Origin of the sequence: Kitasatospora sp. NBC_00374 (assembly GCF_041434935.1) — a bacterium.
Classification (GTDB): domain Bacteria; phylum Actinomycetota; class Actinomycetes; order Streptomycetales; family Streptomycetaceae; genus Kitasatospora.
On the sequence record NZ_CP107964.1, the window covers coordinates 2010131 to 2022498 of the forward strand.

Annotated in this window: 13 protein-coding genes; 8 read left to right on the forward strand and 5 right to left on the reverse strand. The window is 73.2% G+C overall.

Going from position 1 to position 12368, the window contains the following annotated elements:
- Window positions 1-86 precede the first annotated feature (86 nt).
- Window positions 87-917: an ammonia-dependent NAD(+) synthetase gene (gene nadE / locus OG871_RS08910; RefSeq protein ID WP_371495704.1), complete on the forward strand. Its 831-nt coding sequence runs from the start codon at window positions 87-89 to the stop codon at window positions 915-917.
- Between the two features lie 104 nt (window positions 918-1021).
- Here the strand turns inward: nadE and OG871_RS08915 are convergent, their stop codons facing one another.
- The gene (locus OG871_RS08915) at window positions 1022-1267 is read right to left on the reverse strand and encodes a hypothetical protein (protein WP_371495706.1); all 246 of its coding nucleotides are present in this window, start codon (window positions 1265-1267) and stop codon (window positions 1022-1024) included.
- 161 nt (window positions 1268-1428) lie between these two features.
- Between OG871_RS08915 and OG871_RS08920 the strand changes: the two genes are divergently transcribed.
- The 3 genes from OG871_RS08920 (at window position 1429) to OG871_RS08930 (ending at window position 3508) form a co-directional block, all read left to right on the forward strand.
- Window positions 1429-2010: a DUF5134 domain-containing protein gene (locus OG871_RS08920; protein WP_371495708.1), complete on the forward strand. Its 582-nt coding sequence runs from the start codon at window positions 1429-1431 to the stop codon at window positions 2008-2010.
- Between the two features lie 103 nt (window positions 2011-2113).
- A complete protein-coding gene (locus tag OG871_RS08925) occupies window positions 2114-2392 on the forward strand; it encodes a hypothetical protein (RefSeq protein WP_371495710.1) in 279 nt (92 codons plus the stop codon).
- 165 nt (window positions 2393-2557) lie between these two features.
- Window positions 2558-3508 (forward strand): M56 family metallopeptidase, encoded by a 951-nt coding sequence (locus OG871_RS08930; RefSeq protein WP_371495711.1) that lies wholly within the window; start codon window positions 2558-2560, stop codon window positions 3506-3508.
- 37 nt (window positions 3509-3545) lie between these two features.
- Here OG871_RS08930 and OG871_RS08935 read toward each other — a convergent pair whose 3' ends face one another.
- Window positions 3546-3965: a MarR family transcriptional regulator gene (locus tag OG871_RS08935; protein ID WP_371495713.1), complete on the reverse strand. Its 420-nt coding sequence runs from the start codon at window positions 3963-3965 to the stop codon at window positions 3546-3548.
- Window positions 3966-4051: 86 nt separating this feature from the next.
- Here OG871_RS08935 and OG871_RS08940 point away from each other — a divergent pair, with 86 nt between their 5' ends.
- Together OG871_RS08940 and OG871_RS08945 are read left to right on the forward strand one after the other, a co-directional pair.
- Entirely contained in the window at window positions 4052-5584 is a 1533-nt protein-coding gene (locus tag OG871_RS08940; RefSeq protein WP_371495715.1) for an MFS transporter, read from the forward strand.
- Between the two features lie 206 nt (window positions 5585-5790).
- On the forward strand, window positions 5791-6396 hold the full coding sequence (locus OG871_RS08945) for a TetR/AcrR family transcriptional regulator (RefSeq protein ID WP_371495716.1): 606 nt from the start codon (window positions 5791-5793) through the stop codon (window positions 6394-6396).
- A gap of 30 nt (window positions 6397-6426) precedes the next feature.
- On the opposite strand, the gene OG871_RS08950 is transcribed toward OG871_RS08945, so the two are convergent.
- Complete coding sequence (locus OG871_RS08950) at window positions 6427-7293, reverse strand: helix-turn-helix domain-containing protein (RefSeq protein WP_371495718.1); 867 nt, start codon at window positions 7291-7293, stop codon at window positions 6427-6429.
- A gap of 418 nt (window positions 7294-7711) precedes the next feature.
- Between OG871_RS08950 and OG871_RS08955 the strand changes: the two genes are divergently transcribed.
- Window positions 7712-8218, forward strand: coding sequence for an ATP-binding protein (locus OG871_RS08955; RefSeq protein ID WP_371495720.1), 507 nt, complete (start codon window positions 7712-7714; stop codon window positions 8216-8218).
- 212 nt (window positions 8219-8430) lie between these two features.
- Here the strand turns inward: OG871_RS08955 and OG871_RS08960 are convergent, their stop codons facing one another.
- Window positions 8431-8676 carry a DUF397 domain-containing protein gene (locus OG871_RS08960; RefSeq protein WP_371495722.1) on the reverse strand — a complete coding sequence of 82 codons (246 nt, stop codon included), beginning with the start codon at window positions 8674-8676 and terminating at the stop codon, window positions 8431-8433.
- A 419-nt stretch (window positions 8677-9095) separates the two neighbouring features.
- Here OG871_RS08960 and OG871_RS08965 point away from each other — a divergent pair, with 419 nt between their 5' ends.
- A complete protein-coding gene (locus OG871_RS08965) occupies window positions 9096-9971 on the forward strand; it encodes a hypothetical protein (RefSeq protein ID WP_371495724.1) in 876 nt (291 codons plus the stop codon).
- Window positions 9972-10063: 92 nt separating this feature from the next.
- On the opposite strand, the gene OG871_RS08970 is transcribed toward OG871_RS08965, so the two are convergent.
- A complete protein-coding gene (locus OG871_RS08970; RefSeq protein WP_371495726.1) occupies window positions 10064-12235 on the reverse strand; it encodes a hypothetical protein in 2172 nt (723 codons plus the stop codon).
- Window positions 12236-12368 lie beyond the last annotated feature (133 nt).

The window sequence follows — 12368 nt, forward strand, 5'->3', positions numbered from 1 at the left end:
AGTGCTTCCGTCCCCCGACACGCGCTGGTGGCCCCGGCCCGGCGGCTCCTGCCGACCTTCCCCGCGGGCCCGACCGAGGAGCAACCGTGACCGACCTGGCGTCCACCGCCGTGCAGCAGGAGATCGCCCGGGATCTGCAGGTGAGCCCGTCCTTCGAGGTGCACCACGAGATCGAACGCCGGGTGGCCTTCCTCACCGACCGGCTGCTCTCCACGGGCCTGCGCGCGTTGGTGCTGGGGATCAGCGGCGGCGTCGACTCCACGACCGCGGGCCGGCTGTGCCAGCTCGCGGTCGAGCGGGTCCGGGCCGACGGACGGGAGGCGACGTTCTTCGCGATGCGGCTGCCGTACGGCACCCAGGCCGACGAGAAGGACGCCCAGCTGGCGCTGGAGTTCATCCGGCCCGACCGGATCCTGACCGTCGATGTGAAGCCCGCCTGCGACGCCGCGCTGGAGGCGGTGCTGGCCGGCGGCACGGTCTTCCGCGACCCGCACCACCAGGACTTCGTGCACGGCAACATCAAGGCCCGGCAGCGCATGGTCGCGCAGTACGCGGTGGCGGGCGCCCACGACGGCCTGGTGGTGGGCACCGACCACGCCGCCGAGGCGGTCTCCGGGTTCTTCACCAAGTTCGGCGACGGCGCGGCCGACGTCGTCCCGCTCACCGGCCTCACCAAGCGGCGGGTCCGGGCCGTGTCGCAGGCCCTGGGTGCGCCGGCCGAGCTGATCTGGAAGACCCCGACCGCCGACCTGGAGACCCTGGACCCGGGCAAGCCGGACGAGGAGGCCCTCGGCGTCACCTACGACGACATCGACGACTTCCTGGAGGGCGAGCCGGTCGACGGGGCCGCCTTCGAGGCCGTCGTCCGCCGCTACCGGCTCACCGAGCACAAGCGGCAGCTGCCGATCGCCCCCTGAGCCGGCGGCCCGGAGCTCCCGGAGCGGACGCGCCCCGGCGGACGGGGTGAACGTCACTCGGCGGACGGGGTGGACGGGGTGGACGGGGTGGACGCCACTCGGCGTCAGCCGCCGGCGCCGACCCGGACGACCTCGGCCAGCACCATCAGCCCGCCCAGCGACGCCCACCAGGCGCCGATCCGCCGGAGCGTGCCCGGGGTCGCGGAGCCGAGCGGACGCCAGGAGCGCGCGCCGAGCCGGAAGCACTTCTCGGCCACCCCGCCGGTGTTCAGCGCCAGCGCCAGACCCGAGACCACCATCACCGCGATGGTGATCCACAGAACCCAGCTGTCGTCACCCGCTGCTCCCATCCGGATCCCCCCTGTCGTCGCGTCTCCCGCCACCCTCGCACAGCGGGCGGCCGTTTCGGGGTGCAAGCCCCAGTGCGCCCCTCACGCGCCCTGCCTGCGGATGCCGGGCCTCCGCGACCGTGGACCCTGAACCCGTCTGCACGTCGGTCGAGGGGGCGTCCATGCACGGTCCGGCCCTGGTCACCTGGCTGGTCGCCGCCCTGGCCGTGGGCGCCGCGGCCCTCTGCCTGGTACGGCTGCGCGGCCCCGGCTGCGTCGGAGCGGCGGGCCACCGGCCGGACCGGGAGTCGGACACCGCCGAGGCCCTGATGGCCCTCGGCATGGCGGGGATGACCCTGCTGCCCGGCCCGCTCTGGGGCTGGCTGTTCACCGTGCCGGCCGGCGCGCTGCTGCTGGGCGCGCTCGGACCGGTGCTGGCGCGTACCGCGCCGGGGCCCGCACCGAGGTCCGTGCCGGGGCCGGGCGCGCACCGGCTGCACCACGGCATCGGGGCGCTCGCCATGGTGTACATGGCGCTCGCGATGGGGAGCCCGCCGGCCCACGCGCACCACACCTCGGCCCCCGGGCTGCCGGCCGTGACCGGGGTCCTGCTGGTCTACTTCGGCGGCTACGCGCTGTGGAGCGGCAGCCGTCTGCTCTCCGCGCCGGCCGGCCCGCGGCCCGCCCCCGCCGACGGCGGACTCGGACGGGCCTGCCGGGTGGCCATGGGGATCGGGATGTTCGCCATGCTGCTGACGATGTGACAGCCCCCGCTCCGGGTCGGCCCGGCCGGACTCGCGCGCGGACGGTGACGTCCTACCGTTGGGCGACGACCTCGAACACTCGCCCGACAGGAGCGCACGACCGATGGTGCATCTGGAGCTGGACCAAGTCTTCACCGACCCGAAGCTCGGTCTGGGGGCGACCGCCCTGCTCTTCGGGGGCGAGGTCGCCGCGGGCGACCGCCTCTGGCTCTCCGGCCCGGGCGTCCGCCGACAGGTGACGGTCGCCTCCTTCGCGCTGATGCGGGCGTGCTTCGGGCCGCCGGCCGGCGGCGGGACCGGCGTCATCCTGGGACTGGCCGACGTGACCGAGGACGAGGTCCGGTCCGGCATGCTGCTGCTGTCCGAGGAACCGACCGGCTGACCCGGGCCGGCCGCCGCCGGGCCTCCGGCACGTGGTCCCGGCACGTGGTCCCGACACGTGGTCTTGGTCACTGCTGTCGGCAAGAAGCACCAAGAGGCGTGGCGGGCGCATAGGTTGGGGCTGCGCACTGCCGCGCGCCCGTTCTCCCCGGGGGGAGCCACTGCCATGACGGCCCTGCTCAGCCTGCTGCTCCTCGGACTGCTGCTTGCCACCGTGGTCCCCGGCCGACTGGCCAGGGCCCGCTGGCCCGAGCGCGAACCGGTGCTGGCCCTGTGCGTGTGGCAGTGCCTGGTGGCCGCGGTGCTGCTGTGCTGCGTACTCGGTCTGCTGCTCGCCTGCGCCGCCGCCCTGCCCGAGCTGCGCGCCCTGGTGTTCGCGGGTGCGCCGCACGGCGTCGAGGAGGCCTACGGCCTGGCGGGCGCGGCGGGCTGGGGCCGGCTCTGGGCCGCGCTGCTGGCGGCGGGCGGCCTGTGGACCGCGGTGTCGCTGGCACGGGAGATCCGGTCCGCGCGGACGCTGCGAGGCCGTCAGCACTCCCGGCTCAGCCGGTCCGCACCCGAGCTGCCGGCCGGGCTCGGCGCGGCCGAGCGGGCCAGGGAACGGCTGGTGGTCCTGGAGGACGTCCGGCCGGAAGCCTGGTCCCTGCCCGGCCCGGCGGCCCGGCTGGTGGTCACCACCGGGGCGCTGCAGCAGCTGACCGGGCAGGAGCTGGCGGCGGTCCTCAGCCATGAGCGCGGCCACGTCCGGGCCAGGCACCACTGGCTGTCCCAGTGCGCGCAGGCACTGGCCGACGGTTTCCCGGGCGTCTGGGTCTTCAGCGCCTTCCGCGACCAGGTCGGCGAGCTGGTCGAACTGGCCGCCGACGACCGGGCGGCCCGCCGGCACGGCCGGCTGACCACGGCACTCGCCCTGGTCGAGCTCAACTCCGGCCGCGGGGTTTTCGGTTCGTGCACACCCCAGCAGCTCGCGCAGTCCCCGCGCCGGGTGGACCGGCTGCTGGCGGGCGAGCCGCGGCTGCGGCCCGGCCACCGGCTGCGGCTGACCCTGGCGGCGCTCGCCGCGCCAGCCGCGGCCGTCCTGCTCGCCGCCTGGCCGGGGCTGTCCGCGCTGCTCTAGCCACACCCGCCGACCGGGCCGTGGACGGTGGAGCCCGTCAGCAGCCGCGGGCGTCCTCGTCCGTCAGGGTGCGGGCCAGGATCTCGCGGTGCAGCGGTCGGGCCTGCTGGTAGCGGTCGCGGCCGGCCTCGGTGAGGACGACGTAGATGCCCCGCCGGTCGGCCTGGCACATCGCCCGCTCGACCAGCCCGGCCTTCTCCAGTCTGCCGATCAGGCGGGACAGCGCGCTCTGGCTGAGGTGCACCGTGCAGGCGAGGTCCTGCACCCGCAGCGCGGCCTCGCGGGGCCGGCGCTCGTCCTCCCAGAGGCGTTCCAGCACCTCGAACTCGCTCATGCCGAGGTCGTGCCGCTCCCCCAGCTCCCGGTCGAGCGCGCAGGAGGCGGCCGCGTGGCGCGCCAGCAGCGCTCGCCACTCGGCGACCAGGGCCGTGTCGGGGGCGGTGTCGAGTTCAGTCACCCGGCCAGACTAGCACATGCACAGGAACTTATTGCACCCACATTAAATGCACTTGCAGTCAATGCACATGCATGTAGTCTCCTGTCATGACCTCAGCCCATCCCGCCTCCGTCGGCGGCCAGTCGGACACCCGGTGGAGCCCGCGCCTCTGGGGCACCCTGGTCGTCCTGTGCGCCGCGATGTTCCTCGATGCCCTCGACGTCTCCATGGTCGGCGTCGCCCTGCCCTCCATCGGCGCGGACCTGCACCTCTCCACCTCCACCCTGCAGTGGGTGGTCAGCGGCTACGTGCTCGGCTACGGCGGCCTGTTGCTGCTCGGCGGACGCGCGGCCGACCTGCTCGGACGCCGGCGGGTCTTCCTGGTCGCACTCGCCGTGTTCGCCGGCGCCTCCCTGCTCGGCGGCCTGGTGGACGACGGCGGACTGCTGATCGGCGCCCGCTTCCTCAAGGGGGTCAGCGCCGCCTTCACCGCGCCGGCCGGCCTGTCCATCATCACCACCACCTTCGCCGAGGGCCCGGCCCGCAACCGCGCGCTCAGCATCTACACCACCTGCGGCGCCAGCGGCTTCTCGCTCGGCCTGGTGCTCAGCGGCCTGCTCACCTCGGCCGGCTGGCGCTGGACGTTCCTGATGCCCGTCCCGGTCGCCCTGCTGGCGCTGGTCTTCGCGATCCGCCTGCTCCCCCGTCAGGCCGCGCCCGAGCGTGGCAGGGCCGGGTACGACGTGGCCGGCGCGATCACCGGTACCGGCGCCCTGCTGCTGCTGGTCTTCACCCTGACCGAGGCCCAGAGCGCGGGCTGGGCGAGCCTGCGGACCCTCGGCTCGCTGGTCGTGGTGGCCGTCCTCGCCACCGCCTTCCTGCTGATCGAGTCGCGCACCGCCCACCCGCTGGTCCGGCTCGGCATCTTCCGCAACGGCGGGGTGGCCCGGGCCAACCTGACCGCCTTCACCATCTTCGGCTCGTACGCGGGCTTCCAGTTCATCACCACGCTCTACCTGCAGCGGCTGCTCGGCTGGTCCGCGCTGGAGATGGCCTTCGGCCTGCTCCCGGCCGGCGCGCTGGTGGCGCTGTCCGCGACCAGGATGGGCGCGATCATCGACCGCTTCGGCACCGGACGGCTGCTGCCCATCGGCGTCCTGGCGCTGACCGCCGGCTACGCGTACTTCCTGCAGCTGGGCGAGGACAGCAGCTTCGTCGCCCTGGTGCTGCCGAGCATGGTGCTGCTGGGCATCGGCTTCGCGCTCGCCTTCCCCTCCGTCAACATCAACGCCACCAGCGGGGTCGCGGACGAGGAGCAGGGCCTGGCCTCCGGTCTGGTGAACACGGCCTTCCAGGTCGGCAGCGCGATCGTGCTGGCCGTCACCACCGCCGTGATCACCGCGGGCAGCGGCGGCGGCGAGAGCCCGCAGGCCCAGCTGGACGGCTACCGGCCGGCGCTGCTGCTGGTCACCGGGATCGCGGCGCTCGGGCTGCTGGTCACCCTGGTCGGCGCGGCGCTGGAGCGGCGGGCCAAGGCGCCGGCCCCGGTACCCGACTACCGCTACGAGCCGCTCACCGACCACCGGGCCGGGGCCGGGCGCGAGCAGGCGGCCGAGGGGCAGGTGCTGTCCGAGCGCTGAGTCCGCGGGATCCGCTCATCCGGGTGCCGGCTCCACCAAACCCCCGTGTTGGTGGAGCCGGCACCTCGGCGTACCGCCGTGGGGCGATGTCCGGAAGTACCCGGATCCCACCTGTGGCGGGTGACCCGGCCAGTATATTGGCCGGGAGCCAATGAACGTACGGAGCAGACACGATGGCACCTCGCGGGGAATCGGTCAATGAGGAGATGCGCCGACGCTCCCGCCGCCGCATCCTCCGGGCCACGATCGAGCTGGTCGACCAGCGGGGATACGCCCGCACCACGCTGGGCGACATAGCGGAACGGGCCGGGCTGGCCCGCGGGCTGGTGTCCTACTACTTCGACGGCAAACGGCTGCTGATGCAGGCCGCCACCCACCGGCTGATGCACCTGGAGCTGGCCGCCGCCCTCGCCGAACTGCCGCCCGGGGCCTGCCCCGACGCCCGGCTGGCCCGGGCGATCGACGCGGTGGTCCAGGTGGCGATCGACCACCCGCTGGTGATGCGCTCCCACCTCGCACTGATCCTGGAGCCCGATGCCGGCTCCTTCGTGCAGGACCCGGAGCAGCAGCAACTCGGCGGGATCCTGCGCGAGTTGCTGAGCGACTGGGGAGCGGCCGATCCGGTGGCCGAGCACGCGGTGCTGCGCAGCGCGCTGATGGGCGCCTGCATCGGGGTGCTGCTGCCGGGGGCGTCGACGCCGCTGGCGCCGATCCGGGCCGACCTGTTCGCCCGCTACGGCCTGGCCTGGGAGCTGGGCGTGCCGCCGCAGCCCCTGGCGCCGGTCAGGCTGCAGCCGTCGGTGCGGGGCTGACCGGCCCCCGCACCGGCCCGGGAGGGCTGCCTAGCGGTCCTTGAGGATGGTGGCGAGCAGGTCGACGGTCTGGCCCGGGGTCAGGCTGTCCACGCAGAGCCGCTCCATGACCTGGATGTAGGCGTCGACGTCGTCCCGCTTGTCGAGGTAGAGCGCACTGGTGAGCTGCTCCAGGTACACCACGTCCGCCAGGTCCTGCTCGGGGAAGCGGAGGATGGAGAACGCGCCGCTCTCGCCGGCGTGCGCGCCGAACCGGAACGGCATCACCTGCACCACCACGTTGGCGTGCTCGGACATGTCGATCAGGTGCTGGACCTGGGCGCGCATGACCTTGGGCCCGCCGACCGGGCGGCGCAGCGCCGCCTCGTCGATGACGGCCCACAGCTTGGGGCCCTGCGGGTCCATCAGCAGGCTCTGGCGGCGCATCCGCAGGCTGACCCGGCGCTCGATCTCCTCCTCGGCGAGCGCGGGGCGGCTCTGGCCGAAGATCGCGCGGGCGTACTCCTCGCACTGGAGCAGGCCGGGGATGAACTGCACCTCGTAGGTGCGGATCAGGGCGGCCGCCTCCTCCAGACCGATGTAGGTCTGGAACCAGTTGGGCAGCACGTCGGTGAAACTGTGCCACCAGCCGGACTTGTTGGCCTCGCGGACCAGGCCGAGCAGGGCCTCGCGCTCGGTGCCGTCGTGCACGCCGTAGAGGCTGAGCAGGTCGGCGACGTCACGCTCCTTGAAGCTGACCCGGCCGAGCTCCATTCGGCTGATCTTGGACTCGGAGGCGCGGATGGCGTAGCCGGCGTCCTCGCGGGTGATGGCGCGTCCTTCGCGCAGGCGGCGTAGTTGGGAGCCGAGGAGGATTCGGCGCACCATCGAGCCACCACCGGGCTGAACTGTGGTCATGCGGTCGAAACCTCCACCTCGGGCAAACAGCGCACAGTCTGCCATCAGTTGAGCGCTCTCGGTGCCTGTACTGGTGCAACGATCTACCAGTTCTGCATCACATCCACCATCTTGCACGTGCATCCGGCGCTTGCATATGCCAATACCCCGACTGCACGTGAATCGACTCTTGCATCTGCAGTGAGCGCAGAGGACCATGGTGCACGTGCACCTGCACACCCCTGGCAATCCCGCGGGCTCCGCCTCGACCACATGCGCGATCCGCACGCCGGACCCGGCAGCGCCGTTCGCGCAGCCGGATTCGCGTGCGCGCGAGTGGTCGTCGGGCGCAGCGGCCGCGCGGCCGAGCGAGTCGGAGGTGACCGGCATGACCCCGGCGGGTCCAGCCGTGTCGGCCCCCTTATGGGAGGAGCTCTTCATGAGCACCGGAACGGCGCTGGCGACCGACCCCCACGTGGTCAGCTGTACCCTCGCTCCTCGCCTCGAAGCCGTGAGAACCGCACGCGAGTTCGCGAGATCGACGCTGCAGGGCTGGGGCCTCGGAGAGCTCTTCGACGACGTCTCCCTGGTCGCCTCCGAGCTGGTGACCAACGCGCTCCGGCACGCCCTGGGCGCGGCCGAGCCGGCGCGGCTGCCGATGCAGCCCGGGCCCAGGCAGGCCGCGGACGCGGCGCTGCCGATCCGAATAAGCCTGGTTCACCGCTCGCCGCAGGTGGTCTGCGCGGTGAGCGATCCGAGCAGCACCGGGCCGGTGGCCCGGGAGGCCGACTTCGTCGCGGAGTCCGGCCGCGGGCTGCACCTGGTGGACTCGTTCAGCCGCTCCTGGGGCTGGCACCCGCTGGCCGGCGCGGGGAAGGTGGTCTGGGCCCTGTTCGAGGCGGCGCCCGAGGGCCCCGCCGCCGGACGGCACCGCCGGTCGGCCTGACCCGCCCTCACCCGTCCCGGACCGCCCCTCCGTCCGGGACGCCCGGCCATGCCGCCGGGACCGCGCCGCCGAACGGCGCCACGACAGGCCGCGTCAAGGGCCGGTCAACACGCTCGGAACTCCCGAGAAAACACCAAGGCCGCCGTGGCGACTGCCCACGACGGCCCAGCCCGCCCCTGCTGCTCTGTGTGCTGCGCCCGTCGGCCGGGGCGTCAGTTCGCTCCCGCGCCGAGGTGGTCGAACTCCCCGTCCTTCACGCCGAGCAGCAGCGCCGCGATTTCGGCCCGGGTGTAGATCAGGGCCGGACCGTCCGGAAAACGCGAGTTCCGCATCGCGACGTCTCCGCCGGGCAGCGCCGCGAACTCCACACAGTTCCCCTGGGAGTTACTGTGCCGACTCTTCTGCCAGACCACCCCGTCGAGGTCCGCAGCAGCCATGCCGTTGAAAGCCTCACGCATTGAAATCTCCCCGATCGAGCGGCGATCTCCTCACCTGACGTGATGATAGCCCGGCTGCACGTGCATCAGCACGGGATGGCGCCCGTGCCGATGCACGCCATTACCGAAGTCGTGAATCCCTCACACCGCACCGGCCGACCGCACATTCAGGGGCATAGTGGAACGAAGCACAGCAGCCCCGATAACCGTCCGTACACCGCGAAAAGCGCGGCGTCGATCTTCGAGCCGGGTCGGCGCCCTCACGGGCAGTCACCTCGGGCCGCTGTGAGCCGCGTCACGGTGGAATCGCCGGAGCGTCAGGAGCCCGGCACGGGAAGGCGGATGATTTGACCGAAAATGCCCCGTTTGACCTGGGAGCTTTCACCCAGTCCTGGGATCCGACTGCAGCCAAGTCGGGCGAATGTCCTACGATCTCCGCCATGAGCACCGCAGCGATCCCGGGCGCGCCACTGCCCGTCCGTACGCCAGGCTCCCGTGCGCGGGGGCGCCACCGCCGTCCTGAGCGCCCCGAGGTCCCGGCCGGTTCGCCGGCCCTCGTGCTCGCGGTGCCCGCCGATGCCGGTCCGGAGTCCCGTCCCGTGGTGGACGAGCTGCTGTCGATCGTGCGCAGCGAGCAGCCCGGCATCGAGGCCGCAGCCGCCTATCTGACTGTCAGCGAGAGCGCCCAGGACGCCGTTACGGTCGCCGAGCTGCTCGCGCAGGCCACCAACGCCGGGTACCCGGCGCCGGTCGTCGTCCCGCTGCTGACCGGCCCGCACGGCCGGCTGGCCGAGCTGGCCGAGGTCGCCGCCGCCGCCGGCTCCCCGGTCACCGACGCGCTCGGCCCGCACCCGCTGCTGGCCGAGGCCGTCCACGTACGGCTCTCCGAGGCCGGTCTGGCCCGCGCCGACCGGGCCCGGCTGTTCGCGATCACCACCGCCGCGGACGGCATCGTGCTGACCGTCGTCGGCGGCGAGGAGGCCGCCACGGCCGCCGGGATCACCGGCGTGCTGCTGGCCGCCCGGCTCGCCGTGCCCGTGGTGGCCGCCGCGCTGGACGTCCCGGGTTCGGTGGTCGCGGCCGTCGAGCACCTGCGGGCCACCGGTTCGCAGCGTCCCGCCCTCGCGCCGCTGGTGATCGGCCCCGAGGCCGACCCGGAGCTGCTGGCCACGGCCGCCGAGGAGACCGGCTGCCCGAGCGCCGCGCCGCTGGGTGCCTACCCGACCGTCGGTCAGCTGATCGCCGGTATCTACATGGCGGAGCTGCCGCCGGCTGCGCCCGTCGAGGAGCCGGTCGAGGAGCAGCCGGCCGGCTGACCCCGACCGGACGCGTCCGCACACGACATCGGCCTCGGCCCCCATCGTCGGGGGCCGAGGCCGGTTCTCGTGGTGCGCCGGACGTACCGCGGTCAGGCCGTGAGGCGGGACGTCGTGGCCGCCGTGTCGCTCAGCCTGAGCGACGGGGTGACCGGCTGGCGCGGGCCGTCCGGCACGCTGACCGGCGCGACCGAGGCGTTCCACTCGGCCGGAGCGGCCTTGCCGCCCCCGGACTTGCTCACCTCGACGGCCTGGCCGTCCCCGGCCTTGCGCAGCACGATCCGCTTGGGGGCGGGTGACTCCGGGTCCAGCCAGACCTCGTTGCCGCTGAAGGAGCAGTCCAGCACCTGGATGTCGTCCGGCTCGCCGTCGGTGGTCGCCCGGAAGGCCACGCCGGCCTTCCGGTAGCCGGTCAGGCGGCAGCGGCTGACCGTCACCGGCTGCCCGGCCAGCTGGTGCTTGGCGGTGGAGACGGCGTAGTCGGACTGTCCGGCGGCGTCGATCAGCAGGCCGTCGAAGACGGTCCCCTTGTCCCGGCCGAGCGCGTGTACGGCCACGCCGCCTGCCGCGTTGCCGTACAGGACGCTCGCGGTGTAGTCGAAGTCGTTCAGGTACGCGCCGTGCTCGATGCCCCAGCCGCCGTTGTGGTAGGCGACGAACTGGCTCACGGTGTGGTGGTGCTGGGCGTTGAGCCAGACGAAGATGCCGTTCTCCAGGTTGTTGTGGGCCAGGCACCGTTCGAAGGTCCACACCCCCTCGCTGGTCTCCGGCCACTCGTACCCGGAGGCGCCGGTGGCCCCCTGGACGCCGACGGCCACGCAGTCCGTGGCCTTGCTCCCGGTGCCCGCACCGAGGCTGAAGCCGGTCAGCCGGTAGCCGCGCGGGTTGGGCTCGAAGACCGTCCGGGAGGCGACGCAGGACTCGTAGCCGATGTCGTCGGACGGGCCCTGCGGGGTCCGGGTGTCCTGCGGCCCGTCCCACCAGTAGGCGTCCTCCCAGGTGTTGTGGCTGATGCAGCTGCGGAAGGTGACGCCGTGGCTCATGTGCGGGACGAAGGCGTGGTTGCCCGCGTCCCGGACCACCACCCCTTCCACCACGGTGCCCCGGCTGGCGTCGGCCAGCATGTGGAAGTGCAGCCCGTACCGGCCCAGCACCGGCTCGGTGACGGGCTTTCCGTTCCACTTCTCCCTGCCCTCGGCGCGCGGGCCCAGCCAGCGCAGCGCGGCGTGCCGGACGTCCGCGCGGCGGGAGCTGGTGAGGTGGATGTGGGCCCGGCCCTGCTCGGTGCCCTCGATCCGGACGTTGCGGGTCAGGTTGAGCACCTCGGCGCCGACCGTGACGCCGCCGCCGACCGCGACCCGGGGGTGGGCGTGCTTCAACGGGCCGTCAAGGAGCACCGTGCTGCCGTTGACCTGACGGACCGTGCACAGGTCGTACTGGTTGGAGAAGTCCTCGCCGTCGGGGGCCGCGGTCGGGGTGACGGCCAGTTCGTCGCCGGCCTTCCAGCCGGTCGGGGCGGAGGCGAGGGTGATGCCGGTGTCGCCGGCCTTGAGCGCTCCGGCGGCCCGCACCCAGGCCGTCCGGGCGGCGCCGTCCAGGCGAAGGTACCCGGCGCCGCCGACCCAGAGCCCGGTGTCGGAGTCGACGACGGTCATGCCGCCGCCCTTGAACCTGCGCTCGTCCACGTTCGGGAACCTCACCGTGTGCACGGCGGTGTCGGCGGGGGCCAGGACCAGGCTGCCGCGGACCTCGATGTTGCCGGCCGAGTCGAGGGTGAGGCTGTGCTCCTTGGCGAAGACCAGCGAGCCGGTGGGCTCGATCAGCAGGGAGCCCACCGACGCGTCCGCGTCGAGCAGCACCTGATCGGTGATCCGCACCGCCGACTTCGGCCCGGGGACGGCACCGCCCCAGCCGGCCGGGTCGGACCAGCGGCGGCCGCCCTCCGCCACGGTCGGCGGCGGTGGGGCGGGCTGCGCGGGCGTGGCGCTCGGTGCGGGTGTGGCGTCGTGCTGGTGGCCGCTCGGGGAGGCGGCGGCCTCGGTACGGCCCGGGCGCGGCCGACGGAAGCCGACCGGTGTCTGACGGACCAGCTCCTCACCGGTGACGGCCGCGACGATTCCGACGGCCCCCCAGATCAGCAGCGCGCGCCGGGCGATACGCCCCTTATGGTCCGGTTCGGCCCGGTGTGACCTGGGTCGTCCCGGCCTGGGCGTCGCGCCGTCGGCGCCGTTCACAGGCTCCGGCGGTCTGTGCTCGAACTCCATGATCGCTCAGCCCTCATTCAGGCCTCGATTCCGACTCTCCGACTGAAGCATAGGCAAGTCCCAATCCGTTAAAGGCTTTTGCGCGAAAGCGAGCGATTATGAACGGTCCGATCGAGGTTTATCGATCATGAAG

Excerpts from the sequence above, each read along its gene's own strand:
- OG871_RS08965 (WP_371495724.1), top strand. The coding sequence starts at position 9,096 with ATGAGCACCGCAGCGATCCCGGGCGCGCCACTGCCCGTCCGTACGCCA.
- OG871_RS08970 (WP_371495726.1), bottom strand. The coding sequence starts at position 12,235 with ATGGAGTTCGAGCACAGACCGCCGGAGCCTGTGAACGGCGCCGACGGC.
- OG871_RS08960 (WP_371495722.1), bottom strand. The coding sequence starts at position 8,676 with ATGCGTGAGGCTTTCAACGGCATGGCTGCTGCGGACCTCGACGGGGTG.
- OG871_RS08940 (WP_371495715.1), top strand. The coding sequence starts at position 4,052 with ATGACCTCAGCCCATCCCGCCTCCGTCGGCGGCCAGTCGGACACCCGG.
- OG871_RS08920 (WP_371495708.1), top strand. The coding sequence starts at position 1,429 with ATGCACGGTCCGGCCCTGGTCACCTGGCTGGTCGCCGCCCTGGCCGTG.
- OG871_RS08915 (WP_371495706.1), bottom strand. The coding sequence starts at position 1,267 with ATGGGAGCAGCGGGTGACGACAGCTGGGTTCTGTGGATCACCATCGCG.
- OG871_RS08930 (WP_371495711.1), top strand. The coding sequence starts at position 2,558 with ATGACGGCCCTGCTCAGCCTGCTGCTCCTCGGACTGCTGCTTGCCACC.
- OG871_RS08945 (WP_371495716.1), top strand. The coding sequence starts at position 5,791 with ATGCGCCGACGCTCCCGCCGCCGCATCCTCCGGGCCACGATCGAGCTG.
- OG871_RS08925 (WP_371495710.1), top strand. The coding sequence starts at position 2,114 with ATGGTGCATCTGGAGCTGGACCAAGTCTTCACCGACCCGAAGCTCGGT.
- OG871_RS08955 (WP_371495720.1), top strand. The coding sequence starts at position 7,712 with ATGAGCACCGGAACGGCGCTGGCGACCGACCCCCACGTGGTCAGCTGT.
- OG871_RS08950 (WP_371495718.1), bottom strand. The coding sequence starts at position 7,293 with ATGACCACAGTTCAGCCCGGTGGTGGCTCGATGGTGCGCCGAATCCTC.